General features: G+C 37.3%; 17 protein-coding genes. 13 read left to right on the forward strand and 4 right to left on the reverse strand.

Annotated features, from left to right (window positions below; genetic code table 11):
• The first annotated feature begins 11 nt into the window (after positions 1-11).
• The 4 genes from AC3ITD_RS16870 (at position 12) to AC3ITD_RS16885 (ending at position 8,190) form a co-directional block, all read left to right on the forward strand.
• A complete protein-coding gene (locus tag AC3ITD_RS16870) occupies positions 12-3,275 on the forward strand; it encodes a UvrD-helicase domain-containing protein (protein WP_489361461.1) in 3,264 nt (1,087 codons plus the stop codon).
• A 3-nt stretch (positions 3,276-3,278) separates the two neighbouring features.
• On the forward strand, positions 3,279-6,200 hold the full coding sequence (locus AC3ITD_RS16875) for a PD-(D/E)XK nuclease family protein (protein WP_489361463.1): 2,922 nt from the start codon (positions 3,279-3,281) through the stop codon (positions 6,198-6,200).
• 191 nt (positions 6,201-6,391) lie between these two features.
• The gene (locus AC3ITD_RS16880; protein WP_489361465.1) at positions 6,392-6,985 is read left to right on the forward strand and encodes a GNAT family N-acetyltransferase; all 594 of its coding nucleotides are present in this window, start codon (positions 6,392-6,394) and stop codon (positions 6,983-6,985) included.
• Between the two features lie 218 nt (positions 6,986-7,203).
• On the forward strand, positions 7,204-8,190 hold the full coding sequence (locus tag AC3ITD_RS16885) for a pyruvate dehydrogenase complex E1 component subunit beta (protein WP_056848203.1): 987 nt from the start codon (positions 7,204-7,206) through the stop codon (positions 8,188-8,190).
• Positions 8,191-8,290: 100 nt separating this feature from the next.
• Here the strand turns inward: AC3ITD_RS16885 and AC3ITD_RS16890 are convergent, their stop codons facing one another.
• Positions 8,291-9,022 carry a class I SAM-dependent methyltransferase gene (locus tag AC3ITD_RS16890; protein ID WP_489361468.1) on the reverse strand — a complete coding sequence of 244 codons (732 nt, stop codon included), beginning with the start codon at positions 9,020-9,022 and terminating at the stop codon, positions 8,291-8,293.
• Between the two features lie 159 nt (positions 9,023-9,181).
• On the opposite strand from AC3ITD_RS16890, the gene AC3ITD_RS16895 reads away from it, so the two are divergent.
• From AC3ITD_RS16895 to AC3ITD_RS16915, 5 genes are all read left to right on the forward strand, one after another.
• The gene (locus AC3ITD_RS16895; RefSeq protein WP_489361470.1) at positions 9,182-10,489 is read left to right on the forward strand and encodes an MFS transporter; all 1,308 of its coding nucleotides are present in this window, start codon (positions 9,182-9,184) and stop codon (positions 10,487-10,489) included.
• Positions 10,490-10,662: 173 nt separating this feature from the next.
• Entirely contained in the window at positions 10,663-11,943 is a 1,281-nt protein-coding gene (locus tag AC3ITD_RS16900) for a replication-associated recombination protein A (protein WP_265801983.1), read from the forward strand.
• 57 nt (positions 11,944-12,000) lie between these two features.
• Positions 12,001-13,473, forward strand: a complete 1,473-nt coding sequence (locus AC3ITD_RS16905; protein WP_489361472.1) for a DUF5687 family protein — start codon at positions 12,001-12,003, stop codon at positions 13,471-13,473.
• Between the two features lie 2 nt (positions 13,474-13,475).
• Positions 13,476-14,168 carry an ABC transporter ATP-binding protein gene (locus AC3ITD_RS16910; protein ID WP_489361474.1) on the forward strand — a complete coding sequence of 231 codons (693 nt, stop codon included), beginning with the start codon at positions 13,476-13,478 and terminating at the stop codon, positions 14,166-14,168.
• Positions 14,169-14,343: 175 nt separating this feature from the next.
• Positions 14,344-15,021: a YiaD family glycine zipper/OmpA-like lipoprotein gene (locus AC3ITD_RS16915; protein ID WP_200926304.1), complete on the forward strand. Its 678-nt coding sequence runs from the start codon at positions 14,344-14,346 to the stop codon at positions 15,019-15,021.
• Between the two features lie 82 nt (positions 15,022-15,103).
• Here AC3ITD_RS16915 and AC3ITD_RS16920 read toward each other — a convergent pair whose 3' ends face one another.
• On the reverse strand, positions 15,104-15,448 hold the full coding sequence (locus AC3ITD_RS16920) for a hypothetical protein (RefSeq protein ID WP_489361477.1): 345 nt from the start codon (positions 15,446-15,448) through the stop codon (positions 15,104-15,106).
• A gap of 123 nt (positions 15,449-15,571) precedes the next feature.
• Here AC3ITD_RS16920 and AC3ITD_RS16925 point away from each other — a divergent pair, with 123 nt between their 5' ends.
• From AC3ITD_RS16925 to AC3ITD_RS16935, 3 genes are read left to right on the forward strand one after another with little or no spacing between them, the layout of a single operon-like run.
• The gene (locus AC3ITD_RS16925; protein ID WP_489361479.1) at positions 15,572-16,597 is read left to right on the forward strand and encodes a Gfo/Idh/MocA family oxidoreductase; all 1,026 of its coding nucleotides are present in this window, start codon (positions 15,572-15,574) and stop codon (positions 16,595-16,597) included.
• Between the two features lie 51 nt (positions 16,598-16,648).
• A complete protein-coding gene (locus AC3ITD_RS16930) occupies positions 16,649-17,422 on the forward strand; it encodes a M90 family metallopeptidase (RefSeq protein WP_489361481.1) in 774 nt (257 codons plus the stop codon).
• Positions 17,423-17,463: 41 nt separating this feature from the next.
• Positions 17,464-18,378: a DUF6263 family protein gene (locus tag AC3ITD_RS16935; protein WP_489361483.1), complete on the forward strand. Its 915-nt coding sequence runs from the start codon at positions 17,464-17,466 to the stop codon at positions 18,376-18,378.
• Between the two features lie 37 nt (positions 18,379-18,415).
• On the opposite strand, the gene AC3ITD_RS16940 is transcribed toward AC3ITD_RS16935, so the two are convergent.
• Positions 18,416-19,402 (reverse strand): alpha/beta fold hydrolase, encoded by a 987-nt coding sequence (locus AC3ITD_RS16940; protein WP_489361485.1) that lies wholly within the window; start codon positions 19,400-19,402, stop codon positions 18,416-18,418.
• A gap of 158 nt (positions 19,403-19,560) precedes the next feature.
• Between AC3ITD_RS16940 and AC3ITD_RS16945 the strand changes: the two genes are divergently transcribed.
• A complete protein-coding gene (locus tag AC3ITD_RS16945; RefSeq protein ID WP_489361487.1) occupies positions 19,561-20,565 on the forward strand; it encodes an HAL/PAL/TAL family ammonia-lyase in 1,005 nt (334 codons plus the stop codon).
• Here AC3ITD_RS16945 and AC3ITD_RS16950 read toward each other — a convergent pair.
• On the reverse strand, positions 20,533-22,083 hold the full coding sequence (locus AC3ITD_RS16950) for an IS1634 family transposase (protein WP_489361489.1): 1,551 nt from the start codon (positions 22,081-22,083) through the stop codon (positions 20,533-20,535). The two genes, AC3ITD_RS16945 and AC3ITD_RS16950, sit on opposite strands and share 33 nt — an antisense overlap.
• Positions 22,084-22,164: the final 81 nt, after the last annotated feature.

The raw sequence follows: 22,164 nt of genomic DNA on the forward strand, positions 1-22,164 counted from the left end.
AAGATCACTTCATGCCACAACCCGTAAAAATTCTTCAAGCTGCCGCAGGTTCAGGTAAAACGTTCAGTTTAACCGCACATTATCTTACTTTACTTTTTTCTGGCCACAATAAATACCGCGAAATTTTAGCTGTAACCTTTACTAATAAGGCTACTGAAGAAATGAAAACGCGTATTTTAGAGGTATTGCTGGGTTTTGCCAAAGGCGATACATCAAGAAAGATCGAAGACTACCGTGTGCTAGTTCTGGCATCGCATCCAGATCTGAACACAGAAAGCTTAAAGTTGAAAGCCGACGCTATTTATAGAAAAATCCTCCATGATTACAGTCGTTTTTCGGTGAGTACAATTGATGGTTTTGTACAAAAAGTAATTCGTGGTTTCGCTTTTGAATTGGGCCTGGAAAGTGGCTACAGTTTGGAAATGAACACCGAAAAGGTAAAAAAAGAACTGACTGCAAAACTGGAAAAATTGCTTGATGAGAAAGATAATTTATTGCAGTGGGTAGTAGAATTGGCATTAGACAGGATAAGTAACAACAAATCATGGAATTATAATGCAGAGCTATTAAATCTGGTAAGCGAAGTTTTTAAAGATAAGTTTTCATCTTTTGAAGTGGCTGTAAATAGTTTTGGCACTGAGAACACCCATATTGTTTTTAAAAAATACATCGATTTCTCTAAAAATCTGATTAAAAAATTTGAAACTGATTTAGTAGATCTTGCTGAAACTGCGCTCGGAATTATTGAAGTCAGCGGTTTTTCAGCTGATGATTTTAAGGGCAAAAGTCGTTCACCCTTATTAAAGTTTCGAAGCATTATGACGGGCAACTTTGCTGATGTGGAGAAAGTGCTAAAGCTAACAGATGATGAAGAAAATTGGTTTCCGAAAGGAAAATCAAACGAACTTTACAGTGATGTCAACCCAATTTTACATCAAATTGCAAACATCTACGGTACAGGAATTGGCGACTATACTTTAGCTAAGGCATTTATCAGAAATGGATATTTTTTACGCTTAATGCAAGAAATAGCTGTTTTACTTACCCAATATCGGGAAGAAAATGAAACCCTTTTGATCAGCGATGCGCAAAAGTTGCTAAATGGAATAGCGCAGGATGCTGGCGAAAACCCATCCTTTATTTGGGAGAAAATGGGAAACCGGTACCGAAATTTTCTCTTCGACGAGTTTCAGGATACTTCCAGTAACCAATGGGATAGTTTTTTCCCGCTTGTTGATAATGCTGTTTCTACCCACAACGGAAAACTCCATGACCATTTAATTGTGGGAGATGCGAAGCAATCTATCTATCGCTGGCGAGATGGCGACTATAAATTGTTGCATCAAAAAGCCAAGTCAAATTTGCAAGACCATAACGTTTTCGAAGATAAACTTTTAGAAAATTACCGCAGTACCGAAGAAATTATCAACTTTAACAACCAGCTTTACCAAAAACTGGCGGTGCTCTTACAAGGTAAAATCAATGGTGAAATTCCGCCTGAGGATGATTTGCTAAACGGTTTCTGGAACCACCCATCTAATCAATACAATCAAATTATCACTAATATTTATAAGGGCGTTGAGCAGAATACGCATCCTAAAACTACCAAAGGCGGCGTTATCAAAATCAAAAAAATTGAATTCGATAAACCAAAAGCCAACCCTGATGGAATTGTAGAAACCATTGTTACCGATGTAGAACCAGAAAATAAAAAGCAAGCCTCATTGGCAGAAATGCTTAATGAAGTTAAAGTTTTATTGAACGAAAAAGGTTATCAGCAACGCGAAATAGGGATTTTGGTGCGGTCAAATGCAGAAGCAACAGAAGTGGTAAACGCACTGATGGACGCTGGCCTGGATGTGATATCTGGAGAAGCCTTAAAAATTGCAAATAGTACGGCGATCAAACTCATCATTAACTTGCTGAAATTATTAGTTGTTAGTCCGGCTAATTCTGCTTTGTATAAAGCAAATTGTATTGCCTTATATGCCCAACTGCATGAAAAACCCATAAATGGCGATCATTATTTTGGACTGAAGGATACCTCGATGGAAAACCTGCAACATGTTTTGCCTGCCGATTTTTGTCTGAATTATAAAAGCTGGATGGCACTTCCCGTTTCGGAACTAATAGAGAAAATAATCAAGGCTTTCCAGTTAGACACCTATCAAAAAAACGGAATAAACCCCTTTTTACCTTATCTGTTAGCATTTAGGGATTTAACCAATAAAGCATCCCGACAGGGCGAAAAAGGCATCTCCTCATTTTTAAATTGGTGGGAAGAAGAAGGGCACAACAAAAACCTACCCTCGCCCGAAACTGCAAACGCCATCCAGGTGATGACCATCCATAAATCGAAAGGCTTGGCTTTTAGAGCGGTATTTATTCCTTTCTGCGAGTGGCCGTTAGGTGGAAAAACTAACAACGCTTTTTGGGTACCGATGGAGGGAACGCCTTACGTCGATTTGCAAAGTGTTCCGCTTCAATTTACGAGTAGCTTAAAAGGTTCATCCGTAGCTAAATACTATTTGGAAGAACTTTTGATGAATTATATGGATGCCTTAAATAGCCTTTATGTGGCTACTACAAGGGCTAAAGATTATCTATACATTTCTTTTTCAGGCAAGAAGAAACCTTCACTAAGCCACATTGGCGATGCTGTTTTTAGCGCTTACGAAGAAGATTTTGAACATACTGATGAAATCGCAATTGGCACCTTTTCAACCAAGGGCGATGGTATGGAGAGTTTAAAAGCGCTGAATTTAACCGCCTATCCTACTACCGATAGATTGGAAGATGTATACGAAGAAAGCGAGAACCGGCCACAACGATACATAGATAATATTACCAAATCTGGCAAGAAAGGGAGCAACCTGCACTTAATTCTGGCTGAAGTAAATAAAGCTGATGAAATTGTAGACATCGTTGAGAAATTGATTCTGGTGGGATTGATACTCGAAGAGGAGAAGGATGATTATATTAAACAGACATCGTCGGTGTTGGCCCATCCAGAGTTGAGCGCATTGCTAAGCCAAAACGCCAATCAAATCAATGAAAAATCAATAATTGGCATTGACGGTAAAACCTATCGGCCAGATAAGCTGGTGTTAAATGGAGAAAAAGTTTGTATTATCGACTATAAATTTACAGCTGAGGAAAGCCAAAGTCATATTGCTCAAATCACCAATTACAAAAACTTAATAGAGGCTATGGGCTACCAGGATGTTAAACCGTATTTGTTTTACGCCAGCTTGGGCAAACTAAAAGCTGTTTAAAATATGAACCCATTTTTACAAGATGTAGCCAAAGATTTAGTAGCTAAGTTTGGTGAAAATTTGCAAAATTGTGCCATTGTATTTAACAATAAGCGCCCAACAGCTTATTTACAAAAGCACCTTGCCGACATTTATCAGAAACCGTTTTGGAGTCCGTCATTTTATACTGTTTCTGAATTTTTTGCCGAAGCAACACCTCTAAAAATCGCCGATCATTATACTCAGTTTTTCACCCTCTACGACTGCTACATTCAGCTTTTAAAGAATGAAGGAATTGAAAAACTGCCCTCTATTGCAAAATTTCATAACATTGCCCGAATTATTTTAGGCGATTTTAGTCAGATTGATAATGATTTAGTTGATGCGAACAGGCTGTTTACAGAACTGGAAGATATTGCGGTAATTAACCAGCAGTTCGATTTCTTAACGGCAGAGCAAAAAGCCTTTTTATCGCAGTTCTGGCAATCTTACTCCGAAGGAAAATTTAAAAAACAGCAAGAGCTATTTATCCGGATGTGGCATCGAATGCCTCTATTGTACAATGAATTCCATCAACAGCTGAAAACCAAAGATTTTATTACCATGGCCCGCTTGTATAAAAACATCGGCGAGGGTACAAACGAAATCGATTTTACTGCTAAATACACTGGAAAAAAGCTAGTGTTTATTGGGTTCAATGCACTAAGCAAAGCCGAAGCTAAGGCATTTAAACGCTGGCAGGATGAGGATAAAGCGATCTTTTATTTCGATACTGATAGTTATTACCTGGAAGATGAGATGCAGGAATCGGGATTGTTTTTAAGACGAAACTTAAAGCAGATAGGCCTGATCAACCAATTATCAAATGAAACCGGCTTCATCAAAACATCTACAAGAGCGGTAAATGTGTTTAAAGTGCAAGGGCAAACGGCACAGGCAAAAATTGTAACAGAATTGCTGGCCAAAGAAAAAGAACTGATTTTAAATAATCAAGCCATAACTTCTACAGCGATTATTTTGGCAGACGAGAGCTTGCTAATTCCCTTAATGCAAACCATTCCATCAACTATTGAGGATAAAAAAGTAGATGTAAATATCACCATGGGTTTTGGCCTGGCGAATTCTTCATTGTATGGTCTGACCGATTTATGGTTAACGGTTCAATCTGAGTTGAGTGCAAAAAAAACGATTAAATATCAAACTGCTGAGGCTTTTTTATCTCATCCGTTAACTGGAATTAGTGAAATTATGCGTCCGAAAATTATCGATGCATTAATTAAGGAGCAACTTGCAGAAATTCCATATCAGCGCCTAACGAGACAAGGCGGTTTGTTAGCGAAGTTTTTCGAACCTATAGATTCTACAGCTAACACAGTAACTATATTAAATGAGCTACTGGATTATGTTTTACATCGTGAGCTTGCAAGCAAAAGTTTGAAGAAGATTGATGCCGAATTGTTTGGAAAAACCATTCAGGAACTCAACCGTTTGCAGGATACTTTACAGCACCATATCGATAAGTACAACAAGGAAATAGAGCTTAGTTTTGTGCTTTCTCTGATCCAAAAATCGTTGGCAGAAATTGCAGTTCCCTTGGAGGGAGATCCCCTGAGTGGAATTCAAATTATGGGCTTACTGGAAAGTAGAAACCTAAATTTCGATCGGGTAATCATATTAGGCTTAAATGAGGGGATTGTTCCGCAAGCTTCTACCTCGACAACCTTTATTCCTGATAGCTTAAGAAGGGTTTATGGTTTACCAGTGCTTGAAAATCAAGACGCCATTTCCGCTTACATGTTTTATCGTTTAATTCAACGGGCGCAAAATTTAGATTTTGTTTATAACAGTTTAACTGATGAAAGTAATAGCGGTGAACCTTCCAGATTTATTAAGCAGCTGGAGTATGAAAGCGGATTTAATTTCAATCACCAGGAACTTCAGCTTGCAGTTAAAACGGAACTTAAACGTGAGGAGGTTGTTTTAAAATCGGAAAAGGTTCAGGAAGTTTTAAATAAATACCTTTCGGGACAAAAATACCTGTCAGCATCAGCCTTAACCACCTATATCTCCAATCCAATCGATTTCTTTTATAAATACGTAGCAGGAATTGAAGAGCCAAAGGAAGTTGAAGAAACGGTAGAAGCCTATAAAGTTGGTTTAATTCTGCATTATGCCATGGAGCAATTTTATGAACAGCTGCGCATAATATCGCCAGAAATTACTGTAGAAAGAATTAAAGATAAGCGAAAAGATATTCCCGAACTAATTATTGAAGGCTTTGCCGATTCTTTATACGGCGATAAAAAAGAACCAAAAGAGATCCGCTTGACCCATGTAAAACGACTAGCCAAAACGATTAAATTAAATGGGATGGAGAAAATTGTTTTCGCTATTGTAAACGAGTATATCAATATTATTTTAAAACAGGATACCGAAGATGCACCATTTACTTTAATTGGCTTAGAGCAAAAGGGCAACGTCGAATTTAGCTTTGAAGCGAATGGCAAAAACCAACACATTAAGCTTTACGGCATTATCGATCGCGTTGATTTGAAAAATGGCGGCTATAGAATTGTGGATTATAAAACGGGAGGTGATAAACTAAAGTATTCTTCCATAGAAGAATGTTTCGATACGGATTGTGGCAACATTAACAAAGCGCTTATTCAAACGCTCTTTTATACTCATGTGTACGAGCAAATATCGAAGAATGAAAATGTGGAACCTAACCTTTATGTAGTGAAAAGTATGAGTAAAGATGGAATCCATTTTACTGGCAAAGGCGGCCTGTTACGAAACGAATTTCTTGCATCAGAAAAACAAGCCTTTTTAAATGCATTGAGGACGAAGCTGAAAGAATTATTCGATTATAGTATTCCTTTCAGGGCGAGTCAGAATTCGGGAAACTATGTTTATTCTATTTATACAACACTTTTTGGGAGGTAAAAGAAAAGTTTAAAGACTAAAGAAGAAAGTCTAAAGCAAAAATCCATAGCCTCATCGTCATTGAGAGGTACGAAGCAATCTTCAAACGTTCGCTAATAAACCCACAGCATTAGGATTGCTTAGTACCTCGCAATGACGATCATTTTTTTAAATATTTTGCATCCTTTGTAGTTTAACGCTTAAATTTAAAAATGCTTACCCTCACCTTCACCAAATTTCCAATACTCGAAACCGAACGATTAATTCTTCGCGAACATTCGTTATCTGACGCGGAAACTTTATTCGCCATGCGGACCAATGAAACGGTAATGAAATACATCGACCGAGAAAGACCTCAAGATTTATTAGACATTCAAACATTCATCACCACATTAAATCAAGCTTTCGAAAATGGTGATAATTTGGCTTGGGTAATTGCATTAAAAGAAAATCCTGACCAAATGATTGGCTCTATTGGATATTGGAGAACTGATTTTGCCAACCACAGGGCAGAAATCGGTTATATGCTGCACCCCAACTACTGGAGAAAAGGAATAATATCCGAAGCGCTAAAAAGAACAATTGATTTTGGCTTTGAAGACATCAATTTGCACACAATTAAAGCAAATATCAATGTAGAAAACGATGCTTCCAGGCAAATGCTTATCAAGCATGGTTTCGTTAAAGAGGCTCACTTCAAACAAGATTTTTATTTCAGAGGCCAGTTTTTAGATAGTGAGATTTACGGATTGCTAAATCCGAATCACAAAACTTTATCAATACAACGAAATTACAGAAGCATATAGAGAAGTTTCGAGAAAAACCAAAATCCTGATACAAACACAAGCTTCGTTGAAGCATTACAAAATAATATTTTAGCTACAAGTAAACATACGTATAAACCCTATTTAAAAAGCCTTAAAAATCATCATTATCAACCATAATTATTACAAAATACAGGTTTAATTCCCTTTGGTTTGGTAACGATTAATAATTATATTTGCCACCGTTATTAAAATTTACAATGAGAGAAATCCAATTTAGAGAAGCACTACGTGAAGCCATGCAAGAAGAAATGCGCAAAGATGACCGCGTTTTTTTATTAGGTGAAGAAGTAGCAGAATATAACGGAGCGTACAAAGTAAGTCAGGGAATGCTTGATGAATTTGGTGCAAAACGTATTATCGATACCCCGATTGCCGAACTTGGTTTCGCAGGTATTGCAACTGGTGCTGCAACAGCAGGCCTCATTCCAATTGTGGAGTTCATGACTTTCAACTTCTCATTAGTAGCTATCGATCAAATTATCAACGGTGCTGCTAAAATTTTATCAATGAGTGGTGGTCAGTTCTCATGCCCAATGGTCTTCCGCGGTCCAACAGGTAACGCAGGTCAATTAGGTGCACAACACTCTCAAAACTTCGAAAACTGGTTTGCAAATACTCCAGGTTTAAAAGTTGTTGTTCCATCAACTCCTTATGATGCAAAAGGTTTATTAAAACAAGCAATCATCGATCCGGATCCAGTTATTTTCATGGAATCGGAAGTAATGTATGGTGATAAAGGTGACGTTCCTGCAGAAGAATATTATATCGAATTCGGTAAAGCAAATGTAACTAAACAAGGTACAGATGTAACTATCGTAACTTTCGGTAAAATGTTAACCCGTGTAGTTAATCCAGCAGTAGAGGAATTAACCAAAGAGGGAATCAATGTAGAAGTAATTGATTTACGTACTGTTCGCCCAATCGATTACGACACGATTATCGAATCTGTTAAGAAAACCAACCGTTTAGTAGTGGTAGAAGAAGCTTGGCCATTGGCATCACTTTCAGGTGAAATTGCTTTCATGGTTCAGAAAAAAGCTTTCGATTATTTAGATGCGCCAGTTTTACGTATTACTTGCGCTGATGTTCCACTTCCATACTCGCCAACTTTAATTGCCGCTAGCTTACCAAATGCAGATAGAGTTGTTAAAGCGGTTAAAGAAGTAATGTACGCTACAAAATAATTTAAAAATGTCAGTCTGAGCGTAGCCGAAGACTAAAAATATAAAATCCTCCAAATTACTTTTGGGGGATTTTTTTTTGCAATCGATTTTAGCTTGATGCTCATCTCCCTACCCTCAATAATATCGGGAAATGCACGTCTTTGGTGGCATCGTCTCCCCAAGCCTCTTTTAGTTCCGTAAACATATATTCTAAAGGATTTCTATCATTTGCCTTCTTGTAATGTTGAAGAGATGACCAGGTATTCAAATAGCCAATCATCTGATTGAAAGTCCATTTGGTTTTAATTTGAAAATGCGGTGCAATAATTTCTTCAAAAGGAAATGGAATGGTTTTATATCCTTCCTCAATATATTTCCGTTCACTATCCCAATATTTCCCTAAAATATCTTCGTAAAGCTTATGGATGGCTTTATCAACTTTTTTATCGATAAACATGATCCCGTAACCAATTACGGCCAGTAAGCCATTGGACTTAAGTGTTCGTTTTACTTCAGAATAAAATGCTTCAAAATTAAACCAATGGATTGCCTGCGCTACCGTTATGAGGTCAAAACTTTGATCAGGAACATTTATTTTCTCAGCAGGCGCTACATCGTACACAATATTTGGCATTTTAAGCGCCTGATGCAGCTGTTGCTCACTAATATCAGTCGCATATACTGACTTAAAATGTTGTGCTAAAACCCTGGCAACCTGTCCATTTCCTGTTGCGCAATCCCATGCGGCATCTTTGTTGTCCACCAAATTGAAAAGGTAATCATATAGCTCTTGTGGATATGTTGGTCGATAGATGGCATACTCAGCAGACTGTGTAGAAAAGTTATCTTTCATGCTTAATTTAATAAGTGTGTGCTAGAAATTTGTGACTTAATTTTTGAATACTTTCTTGCAAATGAATTATTCTAAAACTATCTTACAAATTAAACAAAACTTACCAATTAGTGTTTAACCCGTTTGTTCAAAAAACAATCATTTTTTCACTTTAAGATTATGAATAAATCCAGAAATGGTTTTCCTTCAGAAGAGATGAATGACGTTAAATACAGGTTAAAATCTATCTTCGGTGGCTCCGTAGGCAATTTAGTAGAGTGGTACGACTGGTATACTTATTCTGCATTTGCGTTATATTTTTCTCCCGTATTTTTCCCAAACAGCAATCCTACTGCTCAACTCCTAAATACAGCTGGAATTTTTGCAGTAGGCTTTTTAATGCGACCAATCGGTGGGTGGTTATTTGGTAGCATTGCCGATAAAAAAGGCCGAAAAACCTCTATGGCATTATCGGTTTTCATCATGGCAATTGGCTCCTTAATTATTGGTTTGACACCGGGCTATAAGCAAATTGGAATTTTAGCACCATTGCTGTTGGTTTTTGCAAGACTAATTCAAGGTTTAAGTACGGGCGGAGAATACGGAACCTCTGCTACATACTTAAGTGAAATGGCTTCAAAAAAACACCGTGGTTTTTATTCGAGCTTTCAATATGTAACCCTTATTGGCGGTCAGTTACTGGCTTTGGGTATCCAATTAATTTTGCAAAACTGGTTGCTTACTCCACAACAACTCCATAATTGGGGCTGGCGAATACCATTTTTCATTGGTGCTATACTTTCCTTTATCGCACTTTATTTAAGACGACATATTGCCGAAACTTCAGCTTTTAAAAGCAAAGATAAAGAAGAAAAAAAAGGTGGAATTGCTGTGCTGATGAAATATCCGAAAGAACTATTTACGGTTGTTGGTTTAACCCTGGGTGGAACAATTGCCTTTTATACTTTCAGTACATACATGCAAAAATTCTTAGTTAATACTGTTCATTTAAGCAAAGAAACTTCCACAACGCTATCATTTATTTCGCTTTTGGTGTTTGCTATATTGCAACCATTGTTTGGCTTATTATCTGATACAATTGGCAGGAAACCTTTATTAATTGGTTTTGGCGTTTTAGGTTCTCTTTGTACTGTTCCTATTTTAACTGGTTTAGCCAGCGAAACCAACACAACCATTATCTTTTTATTAATGATTGCTGCTTTGATCATTGTGAGTGGATATACCAGTATAAATGCGGTGGTAAAGGCTGAACTATTCCCGGCAGAGATTAGAGCTTTGGGCGTGGGACTTCCATATGCTTTAACGGTAGCCATCTTTGGCGGTACAGCCGAGTATTTTGCACTTTGGTTTAAAAATATCGGCCACGAAAATTACTTCTATTGGTATGTTACGGGTTGTATTTTAATTTCATTGATTTTGTATACAACCATGAAAGATACCAAGCATCATTCAAAAATAGAGGAGTAAGCTAATGGCAGAATTTCGCGATTAAACAAATATTTTCACCCGTAGCCATCTAGATAGTTCATTAATTATATTGCGGAAATAAATATCAAGGTTAGTTCGCTTTCGGCTAAATGCCAACCAGTTGTTAGTAAGAATCCGTTTCGAAAATAATCAAATTTTATATATTTACAATTATGCAGAATCAAGCCCCTTTAGCCGAAAGAATGCGCCCTCAAAACCTCGATGAATATGTAGGGCAAAAACATTTGGTGGGTACAGGTGCGGTTTTGCGCAAAGCGATTGAAAGCAGTCAATTGCCATCGATGATTTTTTGGGGACCTCCCGGAGTCGGCAAAACCACTTTAGCTTATATCATTTCTCAAGCTTTAGATCGACCGTTTTTTAACCTCAGTGCTATTAATAGTGGCGTTAAAGACATAAGAGAGGTGATTGATAAAGCCGCAGCCTTAAAAGACAGTTTTTTGGGTTTGCCCATTTTATTCATAGATGAAATCCATCGGTTTAGCAAATCGCAGCAAGATAGTCTGCTGGGCGCTGTAGAACGCGGTTTGGTAACGCTAATCGGCGCCACCACAGAAAACCCATCATTTGAAGTGATTTCCGCTTTGCTTTCCCGTTGCCAAGTCTATATTTTAAAATCCTTAACTGAAGAAGAGCTTGCTGGTTTATTGCAAACGGCCATTAAAAAAGATAGCATTCTTAGTGAAAAGAAAATTGCTATTAAAGAGCACGAAGCCTTAATTCGCTTAAGTGGTGGCGACGCCAGAAAGCTTTTAAATGTTTTGGAAATTGCCATTAACGGTATCGGCGGCGATAAAATAACCTTAACAAATGAAAATGTTTTGGCGCATGCACAGCAGAATTTAGCTTTGTATGATAAGGCAGGTGAACAACACTATGATATCATTTCAGCGTTTATCAAATCTATTCGTGGTAGCGATCCAAATGCAGCAGTTTACTGGCTGGCGAGAATGATTGAGGGTGGTGAAGATCCGCTCTTTATTGCCAGAAGATTGTTAATTCTTTCTTCAGAAGATATTGGAAATGCCAATCCAAATGCTCTGCTCCTGGCCAATAATTGCTTTACCGCGGTAAACGTAATCGGCTATCCCGAAGCCAGAATTATCTTATCGCAATGCGTAACCTATTTGGCCAGTTCGGCTAAAAGCAATGCATCTTATGAAGCCATAAACCATGCACAAGCACTCGTAAAGCAAACCGGAAACCTGCCTGTTCCGCTACACATTCGCAATGCACCAACCAAGCTGATGAAGAACATTGGTTATGGAAAAGACTATAAATATTCGCATGGTTATGAAGGGAATTTTGAGCCACAAGAATATTTTCCGGACGAATTAAGCGGAACAAAACTTTACGACCCAGGGAAAAACCCGGCAGAAGAAAAGCTTCGGGAAAAGCTGAAACAAAACTGGAAAGACAAATACAATTATTAGTGTAACATTTGAAGGAAAATGTCAACTAATAGATAGAAACTAATACTAAACTTATATATGCTGAGTACTTTTTTGAGCCATCAAAGGAAATCCTTTTGGCGATCCAGAAATCGTGGCGGTAGTATCGCCACTCAAATTTTACTGGGATTTTTCATGCTGTATTTCCTGGCTGTTGCCGTTGGAATTGGTTTTGGAATGAATATCTTCCTGCCTAAAGTTTTTAAAGGCGTAGATATCCTGACCAGTTTTAATGGAATAATCCTGTATTATTTCGCTTTTGACTTCGTAATGCGTTTGCAGCTACAAGAACTCCCTACCTTAAGCATTATTCCTTATTTGCATTTAAAAGTCACGAAGTATAAAATAATTGGTTTTTTGAATATTAAAGCACTTTTTTCAGCTTTTAATCTCTGGCCGATTTTTCTATTTTTCCCTTTCATCTTTACAGAAATAATTGATGAATATGGAGCTTTTGCTGCCGTAATGTATGCAGTAGCCATACTTTCAATTACCGTTTTCAACAACTATTTAATTCTCTATATCAAAAGAAAATCAATTACCAATGTGCTTTACACTTTGGGCGGCTTTATATTGATTGCTATTTTCGGTGCTTTAGAGTATTTCAAAATCATCTCACTAATTAGTGTTTCCGATACGGTTTTCAGGGCAATTGGCGAACGCCCATACTTGGGTTTCGCATTCACCATACTTGCTTTCGCGGTTTTTAAACTTAATTCTGACTTCTTATTAAAGAACTTATACGTCGAAGAATTAGGAACCAAGCAAGAGAGAAAAGTAAGTACTGACTATGCCTTCTTAAATCGTTTCGGCAAAGTAGGAGAGTTAGCGGCCCTGGAATTAAAACTTATTTTGCGCCACAAACGCTCACGTTCATCGGTGATCCTTGGCTTATTTTTTCTGCTCTATGGATTCTTTTTCTATAGACAAAAGCTAATTGACACCGATTCGTTTGGTAAGATGATGTTTGCAGGAATTTTCATGACGGGTGTATCCATCATTATTTACGGGCAATTTATGTTTGCCTGGCAAAGTTCACATTTTGATGGATTGTTGAGCAACAAAATAAATTTTAAAAATTTTATAAAAGCAAAGTTTTTGCTATTCACTATCGGCTCTACCATCATCAGCTTACTCTCTACATTTTATGGCTTCATGAGCTGGAAACTGGTCGTGATGCATTTAGTTTGTTACCTGTATAACATCGGTTTTGGTACCGTAATAGTACTTTATTTAGCCACATTCAATTATAAACGAATAGACATTACCAAAGCTGCAAGCTTTAATTATCAAGGTACAGGAGCCACACAATGGTTACTCATGTTTCCGTATGCGCTAACACCCATGTTGATGTATTTACCCTTTAGCTTATTAGATCTTCCCTATTGGGGATTATTTACGATAGGCGCCTTCGGAGTATTGATGCTTTTGATGAGGGGTTTCTGGGTTAACCTGATTACTGCAAAATTTGAAAAACAACGTTATAAAATAGCCGAAGGCTTTAGAGAATAATTATGATACTAGAGGTAAAAAAATTAAAGAAAGTTTATGGCGATAAAACAGTTGTAAACATTGAACATGTACAAATTAGAGCTGGCGAAACCATTGGTTTAGTCGGCAATAACGGTGCTGGTAAAACGACATTCTTCCGAATGATTTTAGATTTAATTCGCCCAACGGAAGGTGAAGTGTTATCGAAAGATAAAAACGTGGCGGACGGTGATGATTGGAAAAATTATACCGCATCATTTTTAGATGAGGGTTTTTTAATAGATTATTTAACCCCTGAAGAATATTTCACCTTTATTGGAAGCTTAAATAACTTAAGTGTAGCAGATGTTGGAGCCTATTTAACCCAATACGCAGATTTTTTTAATGGAGAAATTTTGAATAGTGGCAAGTATATCCGCGATTTTAGTAAAGGAAACCAAAATAAAGTAGGTATAGCAGCTGCATTGATGCAGAAACCTGAACTGCTGATATTGGATGAACCTTTCGCTAACCTCGATCCTACAACTCAAATTAGGTTGAAACAGCTTTTGAAAACTTACCCGGGCAACATGACTACCTTTATTTCTAGTCATGATTTAAACCATGTTACAGATGTGTGTAGTCGGATTATTTTGGTAGAAAAAGGTAAAGTGATCAAAGATTTTAAAACAGATGAAAACACCCTAAAAGAATTGGAGAGTTACTTCTCCGCTTAGATTTTGTACTAAGAATGATACAGATAAGAAGGGCTATGATTAAACATAGCTCTTTTTTTATACATGATAATATTTTAACAGGTGCTAAAACATTAAAATTCAATTAAAATAAGATTGGGTTATTTTTTGGCATCGTGTTTGAATACGAGTTGTAGAATTATAAATCTAGATTATTATGAGTATTTCAAAAGTAAAAATAGCAACATTAAGTATAGGGTTAGCAGTGGGTTCGATGGCATTCCAAAGTTGTGATAGTTTAACTAAAACACAAAAAGGTGCTGGTATAGGTGCTGCTGCAGGTGGTGTAGTAGGTGCGTTAATTGGTAAAAAAGCTGGTAATACAGCTGTTGGTGCATTAATCGGTGGTGCTATTGGTGGTACAGCTGGTGCTTTTATTGGTCGCAGGATGGACAGACAGGCTGCTGAGATTCAAAAAGCAATTCCAAACGCCGAAGTAATTCGCGAAGGTGAAGGTATTATTGTAAAGTTTGACAGCGGTATTTTATTTGATTTTGATAAAACAGCCTTGAAAGATGCAGCAAAAACAAATGTTCAAAGTTTAGCAGCTTCTTTAAATCAATATCCTGATACTGATATTAAAGTAATTGGCCATACTGATAGTCGTGGTACAGAACAATATAACATGGGATTATCAGAAAGAAGAGCAGCAGCGGTTAAAGCTTATGCAGTTTCTCAGGGTGTTCCTGCTTCGAGATTAGTAACCATTGGTAAAGGTTTTGCAGAACCAATTGCAGATAATGAAACTGATGCTGGTCGTGCAGCTAACCGTCGTGTTGAAATTGTAATCGTTGCAAATGATGCATTGAAAAACACAGCAAAATCTCAAGGATAATATTTGCATATTCCCTCTACCTATGAGGTCATTATATATCCAACCCCGATGCTAAAACATCGGGGTTTTTTGTTATCATTCGTTACGAATAAATATCATCAAAATAACCAATCACCAATGATTTCATGAGCATTTCTTGCTCTAACATCGTATAAGGTGGAATGGCTTTTATCAACTTCCAATGTGGCCAACCGTCTTGGTCAACGCCTTCCAATTCATAAAAATCCATCTCACTTAAAAGGCGGCAAGTAGCAATATGCATCAATTCTTCTTTTTGACGCTTGCTATATTTCTTTGGACCTTTCCCTAACTCCTGCACGCCTATTAAGAAAAGCATCACTTTTAGATCGGGAAAATCTGAATCAAATTCCTTTGCAATCCGCTCCTGTAAAACTTTCCATTTGGCATTAATCTCCGATGGTTTCATAACTGCAAAGATAGATTTAAAAGAATCAAGCTGAAAGTGAAACTTTGATGATGAAAAGTAAAACTTTAATTCTAACCGCTACAAATACCGCATAAAAACTTATTTTAATTACATTTATAACCTATGAAAACAGATTCTAATAAAATAATTTCTGCAGGTTTATTGGCCTATGGCATGTCGGGCAAGGTATTTCATGCGCCATTTTTAAATGCTCACCACGGATTTAATTTAAAAGCGATTGTAGAGCGAAGCAAAAAAAATGCAATAGACGATTATCCAAATATTATAAGCTACAACAGTGTTGAGGAGTTATTGAACGATGAAGAGATTGAACTGGTTGTTGTAAACACACCAAATAACCTTCATTATAAACATGCTAAAGCAGCACTTCTAAAAGGAAAGCACATTTTAGTGGAAAAGCCATTTACAGCTACATCTGCACAAGCTAAAGAGTTATTTCAATTGGCAGATGAAGTTGGTAAACAAATCATTTTTTATCAAAACCGCCGATGGGATAGCGATTTCACCTCGGTAAAAAAGGTATTAGCGAGTGGCAAACTTGGCAAATTAAACGAAATGCATCTTCGTTACGATCGCTATAGAAATGTGATTGGGCCAAAAGCCTTTAAAGAACAGGCGGTAGAAGCAAGCGGCTTAATTTACGATCTCGGCCCCCATCTTTTAGATCAGGTGGTTAGCTTATTTGGAAAGCCGATTAGCTACCATAAAATATTAGGTAAAAATAGATTGGGCACAGCAGTTGATGATTATTTCAGCATTCAACTTAGCTATCCTAACAGTGTTTTTGTATTTGTTACTTCGAGCATGTTGGTTATAGATCCGCAGGCGGCTTTCGTTTTACATGGCGTAAATGGTAGCTTTATAAAACAACGAGCCGACATCCAGGAAGAGCAGCTTTTGGCTGGAATGAAACTCACCGATAAAGGTTACGGGATCGAATTAGCAGGAAAAGAGGGATTATTAACTACAATTGACGCTGATGGAAACAAAACAGAAGAAACTATTCCGTCAGAATTAGGAAGTTATTTACCTCTTTTTGAAGCCGCATATCTTGCCCTAACAAACCAGGAAGATTATCCTGTTACCAGAGAGGATGTATTAACTCAGCTAGAGATTTTAGAAAGTTAGTATAATAGTCACCACCCGAATATTCACTAAATTATCGCCGATTAATAAGATATGAATTCATTGCCATTTGCCTACCTTATCCCTATATTTTTAATTGCCATTTACCTGATTCTTAAAAAAAAGAAACCTAAAATTGATCCACTCACTGATACGGATAAGAAAATACTAGACGATTATGTAGGTTACTACCATCAACTTGATTCGACAGATAAGCTGAGATTTGAGCAAAAGATAGCCGAATTTTTTGCCGCGGTTAAAATTGAACCGATTGGCCTGGAAATGACCACTTTAGATGAGCTTTTAATTGCATCGAGTGCAGTTATCCCCATTTTTGGTTTTGCAGACTGGCAGTATAAAAACCTAAGTACGGTATTGTTATATCCTGATACGTTTGACAAAGATTTCCAGTTTGAAGGGGGAGAACGGCAAATAATGGGCATGGTTGGCAGTGGTTATATGAATGGTCAAATGATTTTATCTCGGTCGGCACTGCGACAAGGTTTCTCGAAAAGTGCCGGTAAAGAAAATACGGCAATTCATGAGTTTGTGCACCTTTTAGATAAATCAGATGGTGCAACAGATGGTGTACCCGAAAATTTAATTTCGCATGAGTATACCTTGCCGTGGATAAAAATGATGCACGAGGAAATGGCACGAATTGAAGATAATAAATCAGATATTAATCCTTATGCCATTACAAATGAAGCAGAATTTTTCGCCGTGGTATCAGAATATTTTTTCGAAAAGCCTTACTTGTTGAAAGAAAAGCACCCAGATTTATATCAGCAATTGAGCAGAATATTTGCACAACATCCTGCTAACTAATTATCAACCCTCGCATCTAGCAGAAACAAATCAAGTAACCAATGGAGACTTTCAAAATATTTTCTATCCTTTTCTGCCTGACGTTAAGTGCATTCGCACAAAAGACCTACGTACTGAAACAAAATTTTCCGATAGGTAAAAAGTATACCTTTTCAATGGTTTCTGATCAGATCATCAATCAGGAAATTTCAGGGCAAAAAATAAATCTCAATCAAAATATTGGTACCGACTATATTTTCGATATCCACAATGGAGATAATATGAGTAAGGATATTGAGGTGGTATACAGTCGCATATTCATGAAATCATCGGGAATGGGAAATACGATAATGATGGATTCGAATGATCCAGATACGACAAAAGTCAATCCCTTCAGAGGAATTAAAGGCGCATCTTTCAGAATGGAAATTGCGCCCAATGGCAGTATAAAATCACTAACGGGAATCGATGCAATGTTAAACAACATGACTTCGAGAATGTCAAAAGATTCATCGGTGATTCGCAGTTTAAAAATTTCATTGGCCAAACAGTTTAATTCTGAAGGCATGAAACAAACCATGGAATCATCCTTAAAAATTTATCCGGAAAAGCCTGTAAAAATTGGTGAAAGCTGGACGGTTGACACCAAAATGCAAATGACCATGCCTATTGAAACCATCACAAAATACACTTTGAAAGAGGTTAAAAATGAAGTCGCTTATTTAAATATATCTGGCAGTTTAACCTCAAAGGGTGATTTTGAAACGATGGGGAACAAAATGCAAAGTGATTTGACCGGCACTAATAACGGCGATGTGGAACTGGACATGAAAACCGGCTTAATTCTGAAGAGCCATTTACGAATAGAGTTAGCGGGTATAATGTCTGCAATGGGGCAAAAGATCAATTTTGAGCTACAGGGAATCAATAAAATGATAGGTAAAGAAATGCAGAAAAATGCTATATCAACCCCATAATATCTTCGCTAAAAGTTATTCGTGAATCACTTCACAACTATAAACTTCCAGTTAAAGCCACTAAAAATTCAGTAGGTATTTCAATGTGCGGAATATGCCCGCAAGCCTCAAATTCTATCAGTTTTGCCCCAGGAATCTTGGCGGCAGTTTGCTTTCCCAAAAATTTATACTGACCATGCAAAACCTGTTGATCAGGAGTTAAAAGCCCTTTACCTACGATCGTTTTATCTTCCTTGCCAATAAATAAAACGGTTGGCACTTTTAAATTTTGAAACTCATACACTACTGGCTGCTCGTAAATCATAGTGAAAGTCATGGCCGCAACCTTTGCCCAACGCGGATAGTCGGCGCTGAAAGTAACTCCACCGGCAACATTAACCAAATACTCATATTCAGGTTTCCAATAAGTAAAATAAGAACTCTGATAATATTTCCGAACGCTTTCTGCGGTGGTTTTTAGTTCTGTTTGATATTGCTGAGCTGTATTTACATAAGGCACAAAGGTTTTATAATCCTCTAATCCAATTGGATTTTCGAGCAATAATTTTTCGGTTCTATCTGGATAAAGCAATGCAAAACGCGTAGCTAACATGCCCCCCATACTGTGCCCCAATACCACCGTTTTCTGAACGCCAAGAGTATCCAACAATTTTTTATTCCATGTGGCCATTTGATGGAAACTATAATGAATAAACGGTTTTGATGATTTGCCGAACCCAATTTGATCTGGAACTATAACCCGATAGCCAATATCAGTTAAAGCTTTGATTACATTGCCCCAATAGTAACCACCAAAGTTTTTTCCGTGAAATAGCATCGCGGTTTTACCGTTTGCCGTCTTGGTTGGCGCAATGTCCATATACGCCATTTTTACATCCTGACCTTCAGTTGATATAGGAAAAAATTTCACAGCATATGGATACTTTACATTCTCTAATGTGATGGCCAACGTATCAATTTTTTGTGCTTGCGAATACGTGATAGTGGAAAGTGAAAGGGCAAATAAAAGGAGAAACTTCTTCATGTTCATAATTATTTATGGCGATTACCAAAAGGGGATGCGCCTAATTTAATACTTATTTATGCTTTTCACCAACCAAATAAATTAAAAACCATGCCTGTTTTTCGAATCAGGGAGAGGCCGTTAAGTCTGGATGTTTAAGAAATATCACCTCAGAAAAAATGTCGATTGCCTTGAGTGATGATGCAATTTCTCGTATTAATAAGTGCAGAAACTACCTTGACGATAAATTAAAGCAGCATCAAGAGCCAATTTATGGTATTAACACAGGGTTTGGCTATTTACAGAATGTTAAAGTTGAAGAAGAAAACCTTACCAAATTGCAGTACAACTTATTGCTCTCTCACGCTTGTGGCACAGGAAATAAGGTACCTGCTGAGATTGTAAAGTTAATGTTGCTTTTAAAGATTCAATCTCTAAGCTATGGTTATTCGGCCATTGCCTTATCTACTGTACAACGTTTAGTCGATTTTTACAATCATGATATTCTTCCAGTGGTTTACACTCAGGGGTCTTTGGGTGCATCAGGAGATTTAGCTCCATTGGCCCATCTGGCGTTGCCTTTAATTGGCGAAGGCGAAGTTTACCATCAAGGTAAAAAGCTAAAAACGAACGATCTTTATCAAAAACTGAATTGGTTTCCTTTATCGCTGAAACCAAAAGAAGGCCTGGCATTGATTAATGGAACTCAGTTTGTGAGCGCCTATGGTGTTCATATTTTATTGAAAACTGAACGCTTAAGCGATTGGGCAGATACAATTGCAGCGATTTCGATAGATGCGTTTGATTGCCGGATAGAGCCTTTTGATCATTTAAGTCATGAGATTAGACCTCATAAAGGGCAACAGGAAACCGCAAAGAAAATTAAAGATTTGTTAAATGGGAGTGAGTTTATCGCAAGCGAGGGAAAACAAACGCAAGATCCCTACTCTTTTAGCTGTGTACCACAGGTACATGGAGCCACCAAAGATGCAATTGCTTATGTAAAGGCGGTTTTTGAGACGGAGATTAATTTGGTAACCGATAATCCAAATGTTTTTCCAGATGAAGATCGAATTATATCGGCGGGGAATTTCCATGGCCAGCCGTTAGCTCTGAGTTTAGATTTCCTTTGTCCTGACTTCGCCAATGCGTCACCCAAATTGAGTTTTCCAAAAGTCGTCTGAAAATAACAACTCAATTTCCTTTTGCCTTTCAGTAATAATCATTGTTTTATTGATGGTTCTCCCACTTTGAGGCAATTTTATTTTTAGCGTAGTAATGGTTTTAGCGATTTCCAAGACTTTGTCCACACTTATTTTATAGTGATTTTCATTTAATATGCGTTCAAGTTCTTTGTAGACTTTATAAGCAACAAAACAGATGCATACATGGGCTTCTATTCGTTTAGGTGTGAAATGGAACATCGGTCTCATTTCAACCGTCCCTTTGGTAATTCTGAAAGCTCTTTCTACCTGCCATAAACTGCTATACTGATCATATACCTCTGCTGCAGGAAGGTCCGTATTGGTGATGTATCCTTTCAATCCATCCCATTTTGCATCCTCCTCAACATTGCTTTTGTCAATGCTCACCTGCACATCTTTTGATATCACCAGGAACTTGTTATAGCCACGCTTATTTATATTTTCCTTAGAAATGGTGCCTGCCCTAAAAGCTTTTTCCAGTCGACTAATTCCCTTGATCCTATTATAAGCATCTTTTTTTGCACGCTTTTCCGAATAACCCACTATCAATCTACCTTGTCCAACGGGAGTTTCATTAAAATTACCTTCGACCTTTTGTAGTGAAAGTATCCAATCTTTTTGAACCTTATTTGCATTTTTTATCCTGGCACCTATGATATATTTATATCCATGTGCCTTTAGAAAATCTATATTCTTCTTATTTATAAGACCAGAATCAGCGACCAATACAAAATCATCCAGTTTGAAACGCCTTACAAAATCATCTACAATCGGAATCATTGTATGCCCTTCGTATTGCGTTCCATTGAACATCGAATATGATAATGGATAGCCATCCTGACTAACTAACAACCCTAAAACTATCTGTGGTTGACTATGCTTACCATCTTTGGAGAAGCCGGGTTCCCTGAAACCATCCCCGTAATCTGATTCAAAATATAGTGTGGTTACGTCATAGAACATTAAACCGATCTTACCTCCAAGAATCTTTCTGGTATGCTCAACGCTGATTTTTTGAATAGATTCCTGCTGGGCATTATAGAGCTTGTCCATATATCGGTAAATTTTACCGAGCTGAAGATCCTCATCAAAATGTGATTTTAGATATTCAATGGTTGCGGATTTACTCATCGGTTGAGTTAATCTTGAGATAACCAGTTGTCTCAAGATATAATCATCTATAGTATCAAAGCCGATAGATTCATAGACTCTATTTAATATGAGCTGAGCACCATTATGAAGGATATTTTCTATATTTGAGAGGAACAGATTGGTAAGATATGCTTCCTCAGTATCCTGAGTATGCCGCCTAAATAAATCTTCTCCTTTCACCTGATTATCTGCCCAAACCTTAGCTTCATTATAGAAGCGTTCAATCTCCAAATCATCCCTGGATACACCGATGGTCTTAACTTCCTTAAATTTACCCTGGATCTTTACCGCTACAACGATGCTGGTAGTGCCAGAACGATTCTTTTTTTTCGGACAAACATTCATAAATATAGCGCTTAATCGCTTTGCGTCACCCAAATTGGTGATGCATTTTTTGTAAATAACAGCGAATCAATTGTTTATGAA

Source organism: Pedobacter sp. KH_004, assembly GCF_057840755.1.